This is a genomic window from Mesorhizobium sp. ISC11 (assembly GCF_037162595.1).
GTDB classification, from domain to species: domain Bacteria; phylum Pseudomonadota; class Alphaproteobacteria; order Rhizobiales; family Rhizobiaceae; genus Mesorhizobium; species Mesorhizobium ciceri.
In genome coordinates, this window is record NZ_JAVSPW010000002.1 from 18,572 (window position 1) to 36,910 (window position 18,339).

An 18,339-nucleotide genomic window follows, 5' to 3' on the forward strand; every position below is an offset into this window, starting at 1 on the left:
CAGCTACGGCATGTCTTCGTTGTTTGTGCCATGCACGTTGGAGCCGTGCAGGAGGGACTGGATTTCGTCTAGATCGATGTTGCCGTCACCATTCTCATCGATGCTATTGAACATCCTGCCGACCGCGCTTTGAACCTCGGCCTCGGACAGTGACCTGTCGCCATCCGTGTCCAACAGGCCGAACATAAGTCGCATGCCGGCACCGCGCATCATTTGGTGACCACGGTGTCGAGCCATTCTGTGTCCTCTGCCCCAGTCGCCACGATTTCGCCAATGGTCGCCATGCCGGCTAGCTTCATCGGGGCGGTCAGCATGCCCGTTGCGGTCGCCCTGGTCGTTGCGGCTATCTTCGTCACGGAAAGCTTCTTCAGAACCGCGATCCTGGTGCATCCTCTCCCGGACAGCTTGCTCAACCATCTCATGGCATGCCTCCATCGAACCATCGGCCGTGTTTGTTTGGGTCAAACTGGGGCTCGGTCAGATTGTTCCCTCAAGGGGATGAGGTCACGGCGAAGTTACAGGCCATGTGCCCGTGGGCGCAGGGCGACCACAACCAGAATGGTGGAGATGGTGTTTGCATTCATGTCGTCGTAGCCGCCTTCTGGAATGGCGGAACGTGCCAAGGTGTTGCAGCGCTGTGGTGAAGCTTGCTTCGCTGCCGCGGCCTGCAGGGCGAGAGATCGCGCATCTCGATGCATCCACACGACTGGAAGCCAGAACAGGCCGGTAATGAGGTAAAGCAGGATCGAAAAGCGCAATCCACCTCTCGGTCGGCGAATAGGCGGAATGCCAGGCGAGGGCATGAGCCACCACCGCGGTTGCAGTGAACACGAATTCAGCGATCACGGCGATGCGTGCGACCGCTACGATGGTCGCGGAATTTGCGGTCTGATGGGCGAGCAGCATGAAGAAGGCGATGCCGGCCGGACGGCGAGTTGTTCGCAGACCGCCTCGGACGGTTCAGTGCAAGGATCAATCCCCCTGCGCCGCTCATGGACGCAGCGCCAGCTCAGGGACCTGATCGGCGGGATCCGCGATGGTCATGGACCCGATTCCCGGCGGAAGTGCGGCATGTGGGCTGGATCGTTTGACAAGCGATCGGAATGTCAGGAAATCAGAGCGAGGCGGCGCGGCACAACCGGCGGCCAGCGCCTTGGCGAAGGTGACGCATGTCGACCTGCTGACCGCACGTCGGACAGATGTAGGAATATCCTTTTTGGGCTCGCCGCTGTAGAGCTTGCCGGGAATTGATCCACCAAGATCAGATAGCTCGTCATATCCATCGACTTGTCTCAAATGTTACCGAACTGTTCTGCGCATATTCCCGTCCGCTCGGTCAAAGTCTAACGATCAGGGAAGCACATTGGAAAGCACATGCGGTAACGGTTGATTCAACCATTGCTGGTATGTTGGTGTGGGTGGCGACTCCGACAGTTGGGCGGGCGCTTCAGTGCCGGAGCCGCCTGCGCAGTCCGGTTGGGGTTTGACCGCGCCGTCCTATAATGGGACAGCGCGGTCAACGATTCGTTAAAATGCTCCGGAGCTAATTAAACGTGTGCTAAATTGAATCGCAGTGTTGCGAGTCAGCTCATGCGTTTGAAGGAGGCTATCGCGCAGGAAGGACGAGGCGGTGTTAGCCGTCAGTCATTCTATCTCACGCGCTGACGACCTCTGGCGCCTTCCAAGTCATCACTTGTGACATCAGCCGTTGAATCGAAGCCGGTCCAACCGCCTGCTTCGTATTCGTTTCGCCGGAACCACCGATAGCTTCGCCCGTTGCTAAGCTGCCCCGTGACACACGGAATCATCGATCACTGCTTGATGTATGGCTAGCGACGGTGACTCACCAGAGACATGAACTCAGAAAAGAACCAACGAAGCTGGACCGCGTTTAACGTGTTGACTGGGCAGCCAGCAGACCCGTGGGCGCTACGGCTAAGCTATGCCCGGACTCTTGTTCGCCTTTTGACCGCTGTCGAGTTGAAGCGAAAGGTCACATGCGGCGAAAGATTGAATAAAGAAGCCGGGGTACCGCTTCAGCGGTGCCGACGGGAACCGTCATTATCCAAAGCAGTCCCAGTGCAGCCGCCCATGGCGCGCTCCAGTAGACCGCGAAAAGCCACATCGACGGAAGAAAGATCGGCAGCCATTCGATCGAGTTTGAATTAGCGCGGATTGTCCGCTCAAGCAGCGGATCCCCAGTCATGGTCGGGGCGAGAACGCCCGTCCTCTTGTGGGTTCTGGCGACTGTCAGCGCTATGCCAAAAATCATTAGGCTGCAAAGCAGCGTCACAATAGCCACCGAGAAATACCGTTCCATGCCTGCCTCCTCTCGTCGCGGAACAGGCAGGCAAGCAAAGGTTGTCGCCAGTGGCAAGCTGCATGTGCGTCATCCTGACAACCAATCGCCAGGATTTTGCGGCCGGCTTGAGCCGCGAGCTCATGTCTCTCCTATGGCGACAGGGTCTTTGCCGAAGGACGCTTAGAGCCGCTTATGCTAAGCTGCTTTCACTGCTATATCTGAAATGCAGGCAGGACGTCCGCAACCCCGGAAAGCCAAGGGATGGATTGGGATCGAGAACGCGACGATCGCGATCACCGTCGAAGGCATTGATCGCGCCGATTCCAATGTGCGCCGTGTCGGACTTCCGGCTTTTAGACCATGCGACAGCTCCCTGACTCGAGAGGCGAACCCACTACGGCGCACTAGACGCGGAAAGGGAGAATGCTGGTTCAGTGGGGGGCCTTTGGGCCCAACGGACCGCACCGGCCACTACGGAAGAGATTTGGACAGTCCGCGGTGCTCAAGCCATAGTTCGATGTGTTCATGGCGCGAGGGGCGCCTGCTATCTTGACATGGTACGCGGTCACAGCGTGGACCTCCTGAATGGCGAGGACCCGAAATATGGATGGCCGAGGCAATTCGCTCGTGTAGCAACGCGTCCGGGGCAACCGAGCCACAGTTGTTCTTAAGCATTTTAATAAAATATCAGCGTTGTCCTATATCCGCAGGACACTATACCGCCGGATCATACCGGTTATTGTGCAACTCGGTGGCGCCTTAGCGCGTACTAATATGAGCGGCAGGCGAAGCTTGCTGCACATCGTAAGGCAACCACAGGAGAGTGTCATGGCTAGTATCTTCGCGAGAACTGCCAAAACATTGGCGAGTGGCGTGATCATTTCAGTTTTGTGCATGCCGGCAAATGCCGCCGGAATTGGCGCCGGTGCGGGCGCATCCGTTGGGGGTAGCGGCGGCATCAATGCCGGTGCTGGTGCCTCTATCGGCGGCTCGGGCGGCGTGGACGCCGGAGCGGGTGCGTCTATCGGGGGTTCGAGCGGCGGCAATGCTGGCGCAGGCGCCTCAGTCGGTGGCTCCAGCGGCGTCAATGCCGGTCTGGGCGCCTCCGTCGGCGGCTCTAGTGGCATCAATGCTGGGGCAGGTGCGACGGTTGGTGGCACTAACGGCGTGACGGCAGGTGTTGGCGCAACTTTGGGCGGCACGAGCGGCATTGGTGTTGGTGCTGGACTGGGCGTTGGCAATGGTGTCAATGCCGGTGTTGGCGTTGAAACAAGCCCCTCCAACCCTTCCAATCCGAGCAATCCTTCTAATCCCAGCAATCGTAGACTGGTCAACGTCGTAGCTGACCTGTCGGATACGCAACTCGCACGGATGAAGAAACGTTGTGTGGACGTGCTCGGCAGTCAGGGGACCTACGATCGCGACTTACGCCAGCTTTGCCTGCTGATCTCCCGCCGCTAAAAAGAACAGCCGGGACGGAAGTGCGAACCAGCCGCAAGGCGGTGTGACACTCTCCTGCCTTTGGCCAGTCAGAAAGCCCGTTTCCGCAAGTGACGGGCTTTTTGCCGCCATTAGTTTAAATTGACGCTGCATCATTTCTTCCAATTATTTGGCGCCAATGTGAAGAAAACGGGAACGACGTGCTAATATCGAGTGTGCTCCAAATTATTTGATTTGCCGTGAGCGCTGGAGAAATACCATTCCAATGGCGTAAAAAACATTGGAAAGTGGCCGAAATATCATTGGCGCTAATGTGGAGATTTAAACTAAACTTTAAGATGAAAACCCGACTTTGATTTCTGTCGGGATATCTTACCATGTGAATTGAAGATCAGTATATTGCCACGAAGGTATAATACATGTGATGATTGGATCGTCATTTCCGGCAATACTTCCTAACTGAATTGCGGATACCATTAGCAACAGCAAATATACCTTTACGCGTTGAGCTCAGCGGTCTCTGAGATGTTAGTTGAATCTTAACGGAATTTGTGCCAAATGCATTTTGGGTCGGGAGCTTTCGACGGTTATCGCCATTGGCGAGCAGCCGAAAGATAAGGAGCACACTGAATGCGTGCCTGCCTCGCGGCCTTTTTGGCTCTCATTTCCGCGGCATCCCTGACCGACCCAGCCCTTGCGGCGGTCGCGACAGGCAACATGACGGTTCGCATTACCATTACCGCCGAATGCAAGGTTCAGACCGCCAGCGATCTGGATTTCGGCTCAAAAGGCGTAATCGACGCCAATGCCGATCAAACCAGTACCATCGGCGTGCAGTGCACTTCCGGTCAGACCTACAATGTGGGTCTGAGCGCAGGCGCGGGTGCTGGTGCGACCGTAGCAGTTCGCAAAATGACCGGCCCTGGTGCCGCTACGGTTAACTACATGCTGTACAGGGACACTGGGCGCACCCAGCCGTGGGGGATCACAGTCGGCACCGATACGGTTGCAGGAACCGGAAACGGCAACGTGCAAAACCTGACTGTCTATGGGCGAGTCCCGCCGCAAACAACGCCGGCCGCAGGCGTCTACACGGATACCGTCGCGATCACCGTGACATATTGAACTTCCCAAACGGAGGATACGACATGCGACCCATGCAGTCATGCATAGGGGCGGCAGCGCTCCTTTTGCTGTGCGTCAGCCTTTCGGCAGCCGCTTCCCTTAGAGTGGCCCCAACCAGCCTGGAGTTGATTGCGCCCGACAGCGCGGCAGTTTTGAATCTGCACAATGATGCCAAGCGGCCGATAAACGTGCAGATACGCGTATTCCGTTGGCGCCAGGCTGACGGCGTAGAGCAGTTGGAGCCGACCACCGACGTGGTTGCCAGCCCGCCATCGACCCAGGTCGGGCCGAATGCCGACTATTCCGTTCGCGTGCTCCGCGTCAGCAAGGCGCGAGTGAAGACCGAGGAAAGCTATCGCCTGCTTGTAGACGAGCTGCCCGACCCATCGCGCAGGAAGGCTGGGACCGTGACGCTGGTGCTGCGCTATTCCGTGCCGGTCTTTTTTCGCAATCCCGACTCCAAGGCACCTGACGTGTCCTTCAGCATGTCGCGGAAGGGCCGCAGCCTTGTTCTGACGGCGCGTAACAATGGTGAAAGCCGGCTGAGGTTATCCAACATCGATCTGACGCAAGGCGGCAAGAAGGTCGCCAGTCGCAGCGGACTTGTCGGCTACATTCTTGGCGGAGCCACCATGCAATGGCCGATCGGCAGCAGCAAATCGCTGGCCGCAAGCTCTGTGGTGCTGAAGGCACAGAGCGATTTTGGACCATTTGATGCTCCGGTTGCGATCAAAGGGCGGTAGAATCGCGGTCGTCGCTGCAGGCACCTTTCTAACTTTCCTGCCGGCGAACGCGCAGGCTCCGCAGACTCAAATTGCGGAACCCGCCCCGGACCAAACAGGACGTCGCGACCTTTATCTCGAGGTGTTCATCAATGACGTTTCGACGGAGCTGATAGGGACCTTCACGCAGTTCCCCGACGGGCGCCTGGCGGCGACGCCGGACGAATTGAAGCAGGTCGGCCTGAAGCCCGTAGATAGCGCAAACGCGGACGGGCTGGTCAGGCTGGACCAACTGCCCGATGTTGCCTTTCGTATTGATGAGCCGACGCAGCGCCTCTTTGTCACGACCACGAACGAGGGGCGCGCCGCCCGCGTCGTCGATGTTCAGGCCGCTGAGAAGGGAGATCGTATTCAGGCGCAGTCGGGTTATGGCGGCGTATTCAACTACTCTCTCTTCGCAAGTTCCAACTCCCTGGTTGAGAACAGGGTTGACCTGTTTCAGGGAATTTCAGGAGCCTTTGATGCGCGCGTGTTCAGCCCCTACGGCACGCTCAACCAATCCTTCATTGCCGGCTATTCCGATGGCGAGTTCGGTGGCTTCACACGGCTTAATACGACGTGGAGCTATTCAGACCCTGAACGGATGATGACCTACAGGGCGGGGGACTTCATTTCCGGCGGGCTGGCCTGGACGCGGCCGGTCTATCTCGGTGGCATACAAGCACAGCGCAACTTCGCGCTCCGGTCGGACCTGGTCACGCTGCCGCTGCCGTCCTTCGGCGGAACCGCTGCGGTTCCTTCCACCCTCGAAGTCTATGCCCAGAACGTCCGCACCTATACCGGAGAGATTCCCGCCGGTCCTTTTCAGGTCACCAATTTGCCAGTCTTTGCCGGAGCCGGTGAAGCGCAGGTCGTGTTGAGGGATAGCCTCGGTCGCGAGACCACAACGAGGCTCCCCTTCTATACCTCCAGCGACATGCTGGGACAGGGCTTGCTCGATTTCTCGGCGGAGATCGGGTTTCCACGGCGTAACTTCGGCACCGAGTCCAACGATTACGCCAACGGGGTGTTTGGGGTCGCCACCGCACGCTACGGTCTCACCAATTGGCTGACGCTTGAGGGCCATGCCGAGGGCGGCGAAGGATTGATCAACGGTGGTGTAGGCGCCGCCTTTCCGCTTGGACCATATGGCGCAGCCTCAGTCGCCGTCGCCGGCAGCCATCAGGACGGTCGCACGGGTTCGCTTGTCAACGCGTCTCTGGAAATGAGCTACGAAGGGTGGTCGATCTACGGTCGCATCCAACGCGCCTTCGGCGACTATGATGACATCGCCGCGGTGACGGCAGAGCCGACGTTGTCAGAGCCCGGTGACGTGCCGATCTTCAGCACGGGCGTGCCTCGCGCAATAGACCAGCTCACGCTCAGCATCCCGGCGCCGATAGATTTTTCCAGCCTCAATCTCTCCTACACGCATCTTGAAAGTGCCGAAGGCCAGAAGAGCCAGATCGTTGGCCTTTCCTACAGCCAACAGATATTCAAGCGAAGCAGCCTCTATGCCACTGCCTTTACCGACCTTGAGGATAGCGGCAGCTTTGGAGTCTTCGCCGGCCTATCGGTTCCGTTCGGTGACGATATCACCGCCTCCACGGGAATAGAGCAGGGACCGGACGGCCTGAATGTCGTCGCCGACATCGCCAAGTCGCAGCGGTTGGAAGACGGCAGCATTGGCTGGCGAGCACGAACCTCGGAAGGCGACACGCCCAACCGGTCGGCCGCAGCAAGCTATCGCGCGCGCTTCGCCCGCTTCGAGGCTGGCGTCCAACAATACGGGAAGGACGTGCGGGCAACTGCGCAAATGGATGGCGCGATTGCCGTGGCAGGCGGCGGGGTCTTTGCCACAAATCGCATAGACGATGCTTTCGCCGTGGTCGAAGTCGGCGCTCCTGATGTCGACGTCCAGTTCCAGAACAGGCCGGTGGGAAAGACCAATCGGCAAGGGCGCATCCTGGTCCCCGGGCTTAACTCCTACGAACCGAACACGGTCTCCATCGATCCAAAGAATCTGCCAGTGAATGCGGACGTTCCGGCAACCAAGGAAGTCGTGATGCCAGCCGATCGCAGCGGGGTCGTGGTGAAGTTCGGCGTTTCGGAAGCGCCCGAAGCAGCGGTCGTCACTCTGGTCGACAGCACAGGGACCCCTTTGGAAGCCGGCCTGAAGGGGCGCATGGAGGCTGGCTCCGAAGAGTTTGTCATCGGCTACGATGGTGAGGCGTACATTCGAGGCTTAAGCGCACAGAACACGGTCGTGATCGATCGTCTGGATGGCACCTCCTGCAAGGCCGATTTTTTCTACACGCCCGCACCCGGTCAGCAAGTCGCAATCAAGGACGTGGCATGCAGGTAAACATGGGAGAACGAATGCTCCGTCTTGTCATCTTCATGGCCTTTGCCATGTTTCCGTTGTCCGCTTTGGCGCAAAGCTGCAGCTTCAGCGTCTCGAACATGAATTTCGGGTTGGTTGACACCCTCTCGGGCAGTCAGACCAACACGACCGCGACCATCAACATGAATTGCAGCGGCATTGTCGGTCAGCGCATCCTGATCTGTGCGCATCTTGCGGCCGGCACAGGCGGCGCGTCGTCGGCGACGGCCCGCCAGATGTTTAGCGGAGCCAACGCACTCAACTATCAGCTCTATTCCGACTCGGCACGCAGCGTGGTTTGGGGTTCTTATGCCTGGGCCTACGCTTCCCGCCCTCCGGCACTGGCATTGACCCCAAATGTATTGGGCTCAGCCACTGGAACGGCGACTATCTATGGCGCCGTGGCCGGAGGGCAGGGAACCGTTCCACCTGGAACCTACCTTTCGACATTCTCCGGTGCGCAGGTCGAATTTCGCTATCGCTATACCTCCGGCAGCAGTTGCAGTACCGCCTCCGGTACGGTGGCGGCTGATCCGACTTTCACCATCAATGCGACGGTCGCCGCCAACTGCCTTGTATCGACGCAGAACATCGATTTTGGATCAAAGGGGGTACTTGACGGCAATGTTGATGCCACCGGCCAGGTGTCAGTCACCTGCACACCAGCAGCGGCCTACACGGTCTCGCTGAATGGCGGCACGACAGGATCGCCGCCGACAACTCGCAAGATGTCGAAAGGCGTGGAAACAGTGACCTATGGCCTCTACAAGAATGCTGATCGAACTCAGCCTTGGGGCGACGCTTCCGTGCCCGGCAGCACAGTGCCGGGAACTGGAACTGGGGTCCCGCAAGTCTTCACGGTTTATGGTCGCGTCCCGCCGCAGGCCACTCCTTCCGCAGGCGTATACACCGACACGGTTGTCGTCACTGTGACCTATTGAGCGATGAAGGCCTTTCCGACAAGACCTTGGTCCGAATTGACATTTAGCTGACCCGCTCGAATGATCCGGCCAATGCAGGGGCAGGGATCATGCTGGTAACAAGCATCGCGAACGGCACCTTCGAGCCGGAGGAACTGTCTCTTCTCCAGGGGCTGTTCGATATGCTTTGTGAGCTGCGCGGCATTAACCGCGAAAGCCCCGAAGCTACGACGGCTGCCGAAAGCCTGATTGCACGTTACAAAGCCGGCCTTCGCGGCGATGAACTTTTTCTATCGGTCGCGCCGGAGTAGCTGCAGCTCCAACTCTCTTCAGGCAATCCATCGGGAACCATTAAGGTCACAAAGGGGTTGGGCTCGGTCTAACCGTGCGGGCCAACCATGCAAGAGCTTTCTCCCGAGCAACAGCAGGCTACATCGCGTCTCATTCGGTCGTGGATTACTTCAGAGACGCTGCGCCATCAAATCCGCCAACTGCTGGGAGGTCCAGCAGATTGGGATGTGACCGAGCAGCATCGGTCCATGCTTGACGAGCTGGATCGGAAGCTGAACGAATGACCCATGGCACAGCAGCGGTACGACTTAAGGCAAGAGCCAGGTAGAAGCTGGACGGTGTTCGACGTGTTCACCGGCCTGACGGCTGATGCGTGGGGCGCGCCGGCTGAAGGTCTGGACATGGGACATGCCGACGATCTGGTTGGCCTGCGAACGGCATTGACCTGAAGCGTAGGGTCGCCCGAGGTGACTTCTAACCGTTGCTTCAACCTTCCCGCCGACCGCATCGACAGATGGTGATTTGGCAGGCTCGCCTATCGTGCTCTCTACCCGCTGCAGGATCGTATCGAGGGGCTCCGCGACCAGGATCTCGGCGAGCGGTCGATAGACGAATCCCAGGGACTCGGCGCGAGCAGACAGCTGAAGGCCCTTGCGATCCTCGGATTTGACTTCGCCGCGTCGGGAGTAACCCGTCCTTTCAGCGTGCGCAGCCCAATGGTAACTCCTGGGCGTCTTGCTCCCAGCGCTACAGCTCGAACCGCAGTTGACGTTGATCCGGCGGCAACACATCGCCTAGCGACGAAGCGTGACGCCATTCGGATGAGTTTCATGCCGCCCGTTCGCCAGTCGCTTCAATTGCCAAAGGGGGTGCGGTTCTATGTCAAAAGGGTAGGTCGGCACGATCAGTTTACCAAGCAAGGGTGACGGTGACCGTGCCGACCGGCACTGGTCATAAGGAGGGACCCAAACAACCAGATCTACAAACTACGCGCAAAACGGTAATCCCGCAACTAAGCCCCATGGCCTAGGCTGCCCGTCAGGGCCATTGCGCGATAGCACCATAGGCACCAGAGTTGGGTATATATTAGCTTGTGCTTGCGGCGGCCCACCCCCGCCCGCCCGGCCGGCGCCTAACGTCCCAACAAACCCGCCACAGGCGCCGGCCACCCCTCCAATCGCTTACCGAGATGTGTGGATTGTGGGGGATGCGCACCATGTGTCGGCGATGACCAGTCGATGCCCGTCCGCGTGAACGTCTGCGCCCGCCGTCCTCTCGAGTCAACCTGGGGAGAATTCGACCATGGAACACAGTTTGGCTGAAATAGCGGCGCGGCTCTCCCGCGATCGCCTGGGTCGCGGCGGCCCTTGCATGATATGGACCGTCTAGCTCCGATAGTTGGGCTTCGCCATTTGCTCGGCTACAATTAGAACCACTATGGCTCAAAGCCCCTCCAGCATCATCGGTTCGCCGGCTCAAGGATCAGGTAAGTTCCGGCTCCACCTCAGTGATCATCCCTGACGCCAAGGGAAGCCCGCTTTGAACTGCACATTTTACGTCGCGGACCCCATGTCGGTCTGGTCGCCATGTTAGCCGACGCTAAATCAGAGCGATGCGACACTTCTTGCTGGGCCTTACAGTCTGTCTCTATTGCACCACATTGCTTCGTGCCGAAGCATGGCAGCCCTTTGGCGTCCGGCAGCTTGGCTTTACATTCGATATTCCTCCAGGTTTCGTCCTCACCCAGCACTCGGATCAAGGCGCGGCTTTTCAGGGGCCGAGAGAAGCGTCCCTAGTCATTTGGGGCGCACGATTGGGCAAAGCCAGTTTTCGCGCCGAGATCGAGCACCGCATGATAGAGGACAAAAAGTCCGGTTGGCGACTGACCTATCGGCGCATAACATCCAGATGGGCAAGCTACTCGGGTGTCAAGAATGGCGAGATCCGCTATGTCCGCGCAATCACGGTCTGCGGCGACCGCGCCGCGCTTTTCACAATTGATTACAGGAAATCGGAAAAGAAGCCATATGAGCCTGTTGTCGTGCGCATGGTCCGGTCCCTGAAGGCACAGGGCTGCTAAACTGGGGGTGGGTGGGCAACGCAGATTGCTGCGCCCTGAATTGCTGCCCGGGAAGACGACGCGGACAGCATCATCCCGACCGCTTCCTGCAACGGAGGGGCGATCATTTCCATTACTATCGCCGTGTGCCCAGAGAGGTCAGGGACCTCGACGAGCGCTGCGTGCTCGTGCGCCGCGCCCTCGACAACACAGACCGGATAAAGGCGCGCACCGCCCGAGATCTCCATGAGGCTGCTGACAATGCTTTGTGGGCTTCGTTGATGCTGGTGAAAATCCACATCAAGCGCGTCGAGTCCCTGGGATTCGTCCATCGACCTCTCGCAGAGATATTGGTCGCCGAGCTCCTCGGCACGATCCTGCGGACTAGCCGAGAGCACGATAGGCGAGCCTGCCAAATCATCATCTGTTGACGCGGTCGGCGGCCGCCGAGAACAATACACACTGTCTATTCACTGCGCCGCTCGTTCGAAGACCGCATGAAGAACGGTAGGCTCGGCGAGGAGCTTCGGCGCATGTTGATGGGCTACCCGATCTACCGGCCGAAATATGGCGAGGACGGCGACATGAAGATGTGGCAACAGGAACTATGAAGATCGTGTGGCCGCTCGATCCTGGGATCGTATGACCCGCTGACGCACTGCGGCAAGACGTTCTTCCTTCGCCCGGTTGTCCTGCAAGGCGCGTTCCAAGTGGTCGTATAACGGGAGCCATGCCTCACCATGCTCACCTCGTGCCACAATGATTTCGGCGACGCGGTCGAGTACTCGCTCAATCCGCTGTGCCGTGACTGGTCGAGGCGTGGGCGAGTATCGCTTCACGGCTTCGCCCGTCCGCAAGGCCATGAATGCACCATGCCTTATGTGTAGCGGACTTTTTGGTGCAGTGAAGGCCTGTGTTCGGCTTGGGCTGCAATCGGCGGCTGCGGCTTGCAAATGTGAAAGGCTCTTTGCTCATCGGGGTTGGCAGCGGGAGGGCGATCGTCCGGACCCCCCGAATACGATAGCGCGAGTTGCCGGCGCAGCCCGTCCGTCATCTGGTCAACCGAGCCTCTCCTCCTCGTGAGCGCGTGGCAGATTGTTTGCTGCGGCGGCGTGATTGCCGCCGCAGAGAGTTTTAACGGTTAGTTCGTGTGCACTGCCAATCTTCGGCCCTGTCATCCAAGACGGCGCCAAAAGCAAACGCCTTGTGCGCGGCCTCGACCGACTTGCGACCATCATACGCCGAGTAGCATGTATCACAGGCCGCTCCGTGGAGAAGGCCGCGCCTTTCGACCGGCCATTCTTCCAGAAATTCTATGGCATCCATGACGCAACCGATCTTTTTGAGAACGAAACTGTCATCTCGCACGAAAGCTGTTTGAACGTAGCGCTCTCCATCTTGACCTCCCTTCAAGCCCTAAAGCGGCGCTTGTGTCTCTTCGGGTGACGCAGGATGATTCCTCGGCAAACATGCCGGTCTGCGTGACGCCTTCGGCACAGAGAGGATATTGGAAATGCCTCTTTTCAGTTCAAGAGAGAATTGGCCGGCCGAGCCCAGCAGCCTCTTGGCAATTGGCACCTCATCCCGCTGCCAGCGCGTCTGTCCGCGAGGCCCTCGGCCCACCAACCTGCACGTCGGCGATCTTGCCGTCGCGTAGCAAGGCCTCTAACCGGCTATTTGGATTTGCGTCACGAGCTGCGTAGCTGGAAGAGCATCAGCGCAGCGAAGGCGGCGTTGTGTTTTCCTTTACTCATGTCCATTGCGGCCACTCCACACAGCGCGGGATATAGGTCGTCAAACGGAGCGCATCAATTCTGGCACGTCAACGCCTTTCATCGCCGCCGGCATCGTCTCGCGAAAAAAAGAGCGGGCCCGGAAGAGTCGGACCCGCCAGCGGCTATGATCAGGCTGCAGAGAGCGGTCGGTCATTCGCGAGCCAAAGGCTGGCTGCTGCCAGGGCAGCAACCACAGCGCCAGCGATGGCGTGCGACCACATTGCTGCCGCCAGGCCGGCAAAGCCAAGCACCCAAGGTGCGGCCACAATCCACAGGCCGACGACAAGGTTCGCCCATTCCTCATATTTGTGGAACGCCACCAACGCGCGCGCTGCGATCAGAACGGTGATTACGCCCGCGATGAAGGCGTGCCAGACGGCAACAGCATCGGCAGCATAGCCAAGGAGCCAAGGCGAGAGCGCCAGCGCGATGCCGGCAAGGATGTTTACGACATCGAGCGCCGGCCTGCTGCTGTCGGTCTTCAACATCGTCATTCTCCTTTCCTGCGTTTCAGTACGTCAATGTACCGCCCTTGAGTCGAGGGCGGGTGCGGCAGCGGGCCTGTTCGGCCCGATGCCGCAAAGCTTCTTGGGTCCGGATTTGAAACGGACGCAGTCCTTCGGCGAGATCGGCTCAGTCAGGAGGAAGGGTTCGATCTCCCGAGGTTCGAACGCATTGCCGGCGATCTCACTCAATGCGAGATGCGGCCGGCTCTTCGGCCTGGCCGCCAGCCGGGGCGCTGCGCCGCGCGCCAGTGCGCGCGCCCGCCCTGCTGCCGCGACCGCAAGCGCGAAGGGGTTCGGGATGGTCCGTTGGGCGTCGAAGACGATCAGTGGGTCCATTCTTGCCTCCAATCATGCGGCTATCCGGGATCGTACCGGGCTGAGCCGAGTCTGGAATCTCTGGGTACTGCCTTCCAAGGCCAGCAGAGCGAGCTCAACCTCGTCCAATCGCGTCGGACGTGCATTTTCCGGCATGCCTTCAGCGGTGGCCAGGTCGATCAGGTACTCGTTCCAGGCCCAGTTCTTGAGCACGGCACGTTTCTCGTCGGGTGCGAGTACCGGGTCATCCACCACCTCCATCGGAGAGGCATAGAATGTCTCGGGCTCGGAAAGCGCCGTCTGTATGTGCGCTGCCTGTGCACCAGCGCCATAGTTGTGGCTTGCCTGGAGCCATGCCAATTGTAGCCGTTGCCAAACCACGTCGGAAAAGGCGTGCCTCTCCTCCGATGCTTGCCTGTTGCTGACCTTGGCCTGAGAGCCAGAAGATGGAGCCTGCACCACGTAGCTGAGGCCTTGGCGCTCCGCATAACGGATCGCCGCCCCCAGCGTCGGAAAATCCAGTTGAACCTGGGTCGGGGTGTCCCGGCCGCCCGTATAGCCCATCAGCGGCTCGATGAACGGGGCTGTGCGAGGTTCGAAGATCAATCGCCAGTCCTTGCGGGGCTTTGCCGAGGTCGTGGCCGAGCGGCATGGCTGGTAGATCCGTGCCGTCACGCCGTCCGGAAACACTGACCGCCCCATTGACAAAGCCGGTTCGTCGACACGAGGCCGATTGTCATTGTCCGGCCGGCCGGAAGTCCTTGTTGGGTTTCTGATGTCGCTGCTTTGAACTGTCTCCATTGTCTGTCCCTCCCATCATGAAGGGTGGTACGAGCAGCGGCCGTGACGGCCGCTGCTCATACTGCCGTGCGTCAGTTCTTGCCGTTGATTGCGATCCGCTTGGCCTTCGCCTGCGCCCGCTCGGTCTTGGGCAAGGTCACGGTCAGCACCCCGTTCTTGAAGGCGGCGTTGACCTTGTCTTCCTCGACCTCGTAGCCGAGCGGAATGAGGCGCTCGAAGCGACCGTAGAAGCGCTCGGAGAACTGCCGGTCTTTGTCCTCGGTCTCGGAACGCTTCTCGCCTTTAAGCTTGAGCGCCCCGTTGTCCAGCAGGACTTCTATGTCGCTCTCGTCCAGGCCGGGTATTTCCGCCGTGACGCGGACTTCCTTGTCCGTGTCGGAAATTTCGACGCTGGGCCAAGTGGCGGCAAAAGAGGGACTGAAGGCCGGCAGTCTGGCGCCGAAGCTGCGGAAGGCGTCATCGAACAGCCGGTTTACCTCCCGGTGGAGGGAGACGAAGGGGTCTCGATCTCCATCAGGGAAGAGACTGGGCGCCGAGTTTCCGTTGCCCCGGCCCCATGGGATCAAGTCACGTACGCTCATTGTCTTTCTCCTTTCGTAGGTCTGTGAGCCGGGCCGGACGCCCGGCTCAAGCGATGCCTTCATCGTGGATTGCTCAGGCCGCCAGCTTCTCGGTCTCGACCTTGGGGGCTTCGATCTTCGGCATGGGAGCCCCGCTGGAGATCTCGACCTTGCGCGGTTTCATCTCCTCGGGAACCTCGCGCTTGAGATCGATGCTCAGCAGCCCGTTCTCAAGGCTGGCGCCAGCAACTTTGACATGATCGGCCAGTTCGAACCGACGCTCGAAAGCGCGCCCGTTGATGCCGCGGTAGAGATACTGGCCGTTCTCATCGCCGGATTGCGACCCGCTCACGACCAGCATGTTGGGCTGGTGAGTGATGGTCAGCTGGTCCTGCGAGAAACCGGCGACCGCCATCGTGATGCGATAGTCATCATCATCAACCTTGGCGATATCGTAGGGCGGCCAGTTGTCGAACGAGGCCACACGGCTCGCATTTTCAAGCATGTCGACCATGCGGTCGAAGCCGATGCTGGACCGGTACAGGGGGGTAAAATCGAGGTTCATAACCACATCCTCCTTTGAGCAACATGGATCATAGGAGGCGCCAAGAGCCTTGCCGCCTCCTGGTCTTGCCGGCCCCATCAGGCGACCGGCGACCATCAATTTAGAATCGCGACTTGCACCTTCAAGAGGTATTAGGAAAATTTTCAGCGGCAATCCGGGCGAAACGCACCCATGCCACCCCCCGCCGGCGGGGTCACTCGCCGACGGGTCAATGGTTCACGAACAATCAGGTCGCGCTTAAATCCGATCGATGAATGGCACGAACCCGGCCACCATCGCGCTGTCACTGCCATCAGGACCGGCAAGCTCGTCCGATTGATCCAATTGTTGCAATGCATCCATGATCGCATCGAAGCTGACTGGTTCACCCGCCCCCGGCAGCATGCGAAGCGCTGGCACGGATTCTACCGCGCAGGCATCCGACGCCCATGACGAAAGGATGGCGCGCTTCTCCTGACCGTCCAGGGCAACGTCGGCCAAGACGTCGTGGGGATGTTTGAAATGCCGTGCCGGATGCAGCAATCGGTCCAGAAAAACATCGGGGGCCACGGGTTCAATCGAGGCAAAATGGGTCGAAATGGCTGCTTCCATTGATGGTCCTCCGCTTCAGACAATCTCCTGCGTGTTTGAGTTTGGCGGCTCTCGCGATTCCCGCCAGACGAAATTTTGGGACGTCTCAAGCAAGTTTCAATGGCTTGGCACGGGTCACATTTCCCGTGGTCAACGCCTTAGAACCATTTTATCCAGCCGGTGAAACAATCGGCGAGAATCTCAGTTCTGACGTCGGGCGAAAATCAAGGACCCGATCCGGCAGGAGAACCAGTCATGTCTTACCTCTCTAGGAACTTGTGCATTGGCTTGATCACAGGAGCCCTGATGCTCTCGACTGGCGGCCTTGCTCCGGCCACCGCACAGGAAATTCCGAACGACTTCAGCGCAATCGTGCGTCAGAAGCTGCCCGCGGTTGTCGCCATCACGACCAGGCAGATCATCCAGGATCAAACGACGCTCAACGACTTTCTCAATCCCTTCGACGGAGGAGGGCGTATCCAGCCCCAGGTGCGGGAAGCACTCGGCTCCGGCTTTGTGATCAGTCCCGAAGGCTACATCGTCACCAATAACCATGTCGTCGCCGACGCAACTGAGATTCACGTCGTGTTCTCCGACAAGGAGACGGCGCCCGCCCGGGTGGTGGGCCGCGATCCGGCAACCGACATCGCGGTATTGAAAGTCGAGCCTCGGCCCAACATGACGGCGACGGCCTGGGGGGATTCTGACGCGATGCAACCAGGGGCCTGGACCATCGCCATCGGCAGTCCCTTCGGTCTCGGGGGCACGGTCACTGTCGGCGTCCTTTCTGCCCGCTCTCGCGATATCCAGGCCGGTCCTTACGACGATTTCCTGCAGACTGACGCCTCGATCAACAGAGGTAACTCGGGAGGTCCTTTGTTCAACGCGCGCGGCGAAGTCATCGGAGTCAACACGGCAATCGTGTCGCCGTCAGGCGGTAGCATAGGCATTGGATTCGCGGTGCCCTCGCGCACAGCTCGGACTGTCGTCGACCAACTGATCAGCACTGGCCGCATCGAGCGCGGCTTCATCGGCGTGCGTCTTCAGGAGATCACGCCTTCCATCGCCGAGGCGCTCGGAATGCCGGGCGCCAAGGGCGCGCTGGTTGCCTCGGTCGAGGCTGGCAGCCCGGCGCAGAAAGCGGGAATCCAGGCCGGCGACGTGATAACCCGGTTCAACGACAAGGACATCCAAGGCGTCCATGACCTGACGCTGGCGGCAGCAAGCCAGAAGCCGGGATCGAAAGTGACCGTAACAACGAACCGGGGCGGCACAAACCAGGAATTGTCGCTGACTGTCGATCGACGCAGGGACCAGGAGGAACAGACCGGTGCCATTCCAAGCCTGGGTACTGAGGACCAGCGCCTTGGTATGTCGCTGAGCGCCATTCCGGACGAAGCGCGCCAGCAACTCGGCCTACAGGCCGACACCACGGGCGTGTTCGTCCAGGATGTCGCTCCCAACAGTCTTGCGGCCGAAAGCGGCATCCGGCCCGGCGACGTCATCGTGTCGGCCAACAACCGAAACATGACCCAGCCGTCTGACGTCCGCGAGGAATGGGCGAAATCCCGTCAGCAGAAAAAGCCAGTGCTGTTCCGTATCGACCGGCAGGGACAATCGCTTTTCGTTGCTGTGGCAAACTCCTGACTGACAGGCCAGAGACGGCGTCGCGATCTGTGCTGCTGGGCTGGCCCCCTACCGGAGCGCACCAGAGTTGTGAAGCCGATGAGCGGTATGTTTGAAGTGGCGGTCCGGCTCAACATGCGGCTGCGGGAACTGCTCTGCGGCTTTGCGCGCACGGTCGGCGACTCCGGTCGGCGAGGCGAAAGTCCTTACGTTTCGGCGCATCCGGCGACCACACAGGTGGACAAACAAAAGCCTGCGATCCGCTCCTGAGCGCGTGTGCTTTTATCGATGCAAGGAACTTCGCGCACAGGTTTAGACTAGCGATCTCTGGCGTGTGAAC

Annotated in this window: 21 protein-coding genes and 1 pseudogene; 10 read left to right on the top strand and 12 right to left on the bottom strand. The window is 59.5% G+C overall.

What is annotated here, in order from left to right:
- Positions 1-3: 3 nt before the first annotated feature.
- From RPF88_RS31110 to RPF88_RS31125, 4 genes and pseudogenes are all read right to left on the bottom strand, one after another.
- Positions 4-195: a hypothetical protein gene (locus RPF88_RS31110; RefSeq protein ID WP_245469234.1), complete on the bottom strand. Its 192-nt coding sequence runs from the start codon at positions 193-195 to the stop codon at positions 4-6.
- A gap of 14 nt (positions 196-209) precedes the next feature.
- A complete protein-coding gene (locus RPF88_RS31115) occupies positions 210-422 on the bottom strand; it encodes a hypothetical protein (protein ID WP_337123991.1) in 213 nt (70 codons plus the stop codon).
- Positions 423-620: 198 nt separating this feature from the next.
- Positions 621-924 (bottom strand): annotated as a pseudogene (locus RPF88_RS31120) (DUF2269 family protein); the annotation flags it as partial.
- Between the two features lie 1,069 nt (positions 925-1,993).
- The gene (locus RPF88_RS31125) at positions 1,994-2,320 is read right to left on the bottom strand and encodes an MAPEG family protein (protein ID WP_013525012.1); all 327 of its coding nucleotides are present in this window, start codon (positions 2,318-2,320) and stop codon (positions 1,994-1,996) included.
- An 810-nt stretch (positions 2,321-3,130) separates the two neighbouring features.
- Between RPF88_RS31125 and RPF88_RS31130 the strand changes: the two genes are divergently transcribed.
- From RPF88_RS31130 to RPF88_RS31165, 8 genes are all read left to right on the top strand, one after another.
- Entirely contained in the window at positions 3,131-3,763 is a 633-nt protein-coding gene (locus RPF88_RS31130; RefSeq protein ID WP_013525013.1) for a hypothetical protein, read from the top strand.
- Between the two features lie 609 nt (positions 3,764-4,372).
- Entirely contained in the window at positions 4,373-4,867 is a 495-nt protein-coding gene (locus RPF88_RS31135) for a Csu type fimbrial protein (protein WP_024505608.1), read from the top strand.
- Between the two features lie 23 nt (positions 4,868-4,890).
- Positions 4,891-5,610, top strand: a complete 720-nt coding sequence (locus tag RPF88_RS31140) for a fimbrial biogenesis chaperone (RefSeq protein ID WP_013525015.1) — start codon at positions 4,891-4,893, stop codon at positions 5,608-5,610.
- Positions 5,582-7,993, top strand: a complete 2,412-nt coding sequence (locus RPF88_RS31145) for a fimbria/pilus outer membrane usher protein (RefSeq protein WP_337123993.1) — start codon at positions 5,582-5,584, stop codon at positions 7,991-7,993. Before RPF88_RS31140 ends, RPF88_RS31145 begins: the two co-directional genes overlap by 29 nt.
- 14 nt (positions 7,994-8,007) lie before the next feature.
- Entirely contained in the window at positions 8,008-8,952 is a 945-nt protein-coding gene (locus tag RPF88_RS31150) for a Csu type fimbrial protein (protein ID WP_024505610.1), read from the top strand.
- Between the two features lie 89 nt (positions 8,953-9,041).
- The gene (locus tag RPF88_RS31155) at positions 9,042-9,242 is read left to right on the top strand and encodes a hypothetical protein (protein ID WP_024505611.1); all 201 of its coding nucleotides are present in this window, start codon (positions 9,042-9,044) and stop codon (positions 9,240-9,242) included.
- 267 nt (positions 9,243-9,509) lie between these two features.
- Positions 9,510-9,671: a hypothetical protein gene (locus RPF88_RS31160; RefSeq protein ID WP_244507004.1), complete on the top strand. Its 162-nt coding sequence runs from the start codon at positions 9,510-9,512 to the stop codon at positions 9,669-9,671.
- Between the two features lie 1,175 nt (positions 9,672-10,846).
- On the top strand, positions 10,847-11,302 hold the full coding sequence (locus tag RPF88_RS31165; RefSeq protein ID WP_244507003.1) for a hypothetical protein: 456 nt from the start codon (positions 10,847-10,849) through the stop codon (positions 11,300-11,302).
- On the opposite strand, the gene RPF88_RS31170 is transcribed toward RPF88_RS31165, so the two are convergent.
- The 8 genes from RPF88_RS31170 to RPF88_RS31205 all read right to left on the bottom strand — a co-directional run bounded on the left by RPF88_RS31170 (position 11,299) and on the right by RPF88_RS31205 (position 16,394).
- Positions 11,299-11,613 carry a hypothetical protein gene (locus RPF88_RS31170; protein WP_337123994.1) on the bottom strand — a complete coding sequence of 105 codons (315 nt, stop codon included), beginning with the start codon at positions 11,611-11,613 and terminating at the stop codon, positions 11,299-11,301. The genes RPF88_RS31165 and RPF88_RS31170 overlap by 4 nt on opposite strands.
- 802 nt (positions 11,614-12,415) lie before the next feature.
- Entirely contained in the window at positions 12,416-12,607 is a 192-nt protein-coding gene (locus RPF88_RS31175) for a DUF982 domain-containing protein (protein WP_337123995.1), read from the bottom strand.
- A 577-nt stretch (positions 12,608-13,184) separates the two neighbouring features.
- Positions 13,185-13,550 (bottom strand): SPW repeat protein, encoded by a 366-nt coding sequence (locus tag RPF88_RS31180; protein WP_442921314.1) that lies wholly within the window; start codon positions 13,548-13,550, stop codon positions 13,185-13,187.
- Positions 13,551-13,574: 24 nt separating this feature from the next.
- On the bottom strand, positions 13,575-13,898 hold the full coding sequence (locus tag RPF88_RS31185) for a hypothetical protein (RefSeq protein ID WP_024505615.1): 324 nt from the start codon (positions 13,896-13,898) through the stop codon (positions 13,575-13,577).
- A 12-nt stretch (positions 13,899-13,910) separates the two neighbouring features.
- Positions 13,911-14,678 carry an NADH dehydrogenase ubiquinone Fe-S protein 4 gene (locus RPF88_RS31190; RefSeq protein WP_337123996.1) on the bottom strand — a complete coding sequence of 256 codons (768 nt, stop codon included), beginning with the start codon at positions 14,676-14,678 and terminating at the stop codon, positions 13,911-13,913.
- A gap of 71 nt (positions 14,679-14,749) precedes the next feature.
- Positions 14,750-15,259 (bottom strand): Hsp20/alpha crystallin family protein, encoded by a 510-nt coding sequence (locus RPF88_RS31195; protein ID WP_013525023.1) that lies wholly within the window; start codon positions 15,257-15,259, stop codon positions 14,750-14,752.
- 73 nt (positions 15,260-15,332) lie between these two features.
- Entirely contained in the window at positions 15,333-15,803 is a 471-nt protein-coding gene (locus RPF88_RS31200) for an Hsp20 family protein (RefSeq protein ID WP_013525024.1), read from the bottom strand.
- A gap of 237 nt (positions 15,804-16,040) precedes the next feature.
- Positions 16,041-16,394 (bottom strand): hypothetical protein, encoded by a 354-nt coding sequence (locus RPF88_RS31205; RefSeq protein WP_127367034.1) that lies wholly within the window; start codon positions 16,392-16,394, stop codon positions 16,041-16,043.
- 285 nt (positions 16,395-16,679) lie between these two features.
- Here RPF88_RS31205 and RPF88_RS31210 point away from each other — a divergent pair, with 285 nt between their 5' ends.
- Positions 16,680-18,020 (top strand): Do family serine endopeptidase, encoded by a 1,341-nt coding sequence (locus RPF88_RS31210; RefSeq protein WP_245461868.1) that lies wholly within the window; start codon positions 16,680-16,682, stop codon positions 18,018-18,020.
- An 87-nt stretch (positions 18,021-18,107) separates the two neighbouring features.
- Positions 18,108-18,269, top strand: coding sequence for a hypothetical protein (locus RPF88_RS31215; protein ID WP_337123998.1), 162 nt, complete (start codon positions 18,108-18,110; stop codon positions 18,267-18,269).
- Positions 18,270-18,339 lie beyond the last annotated feature (70 nt).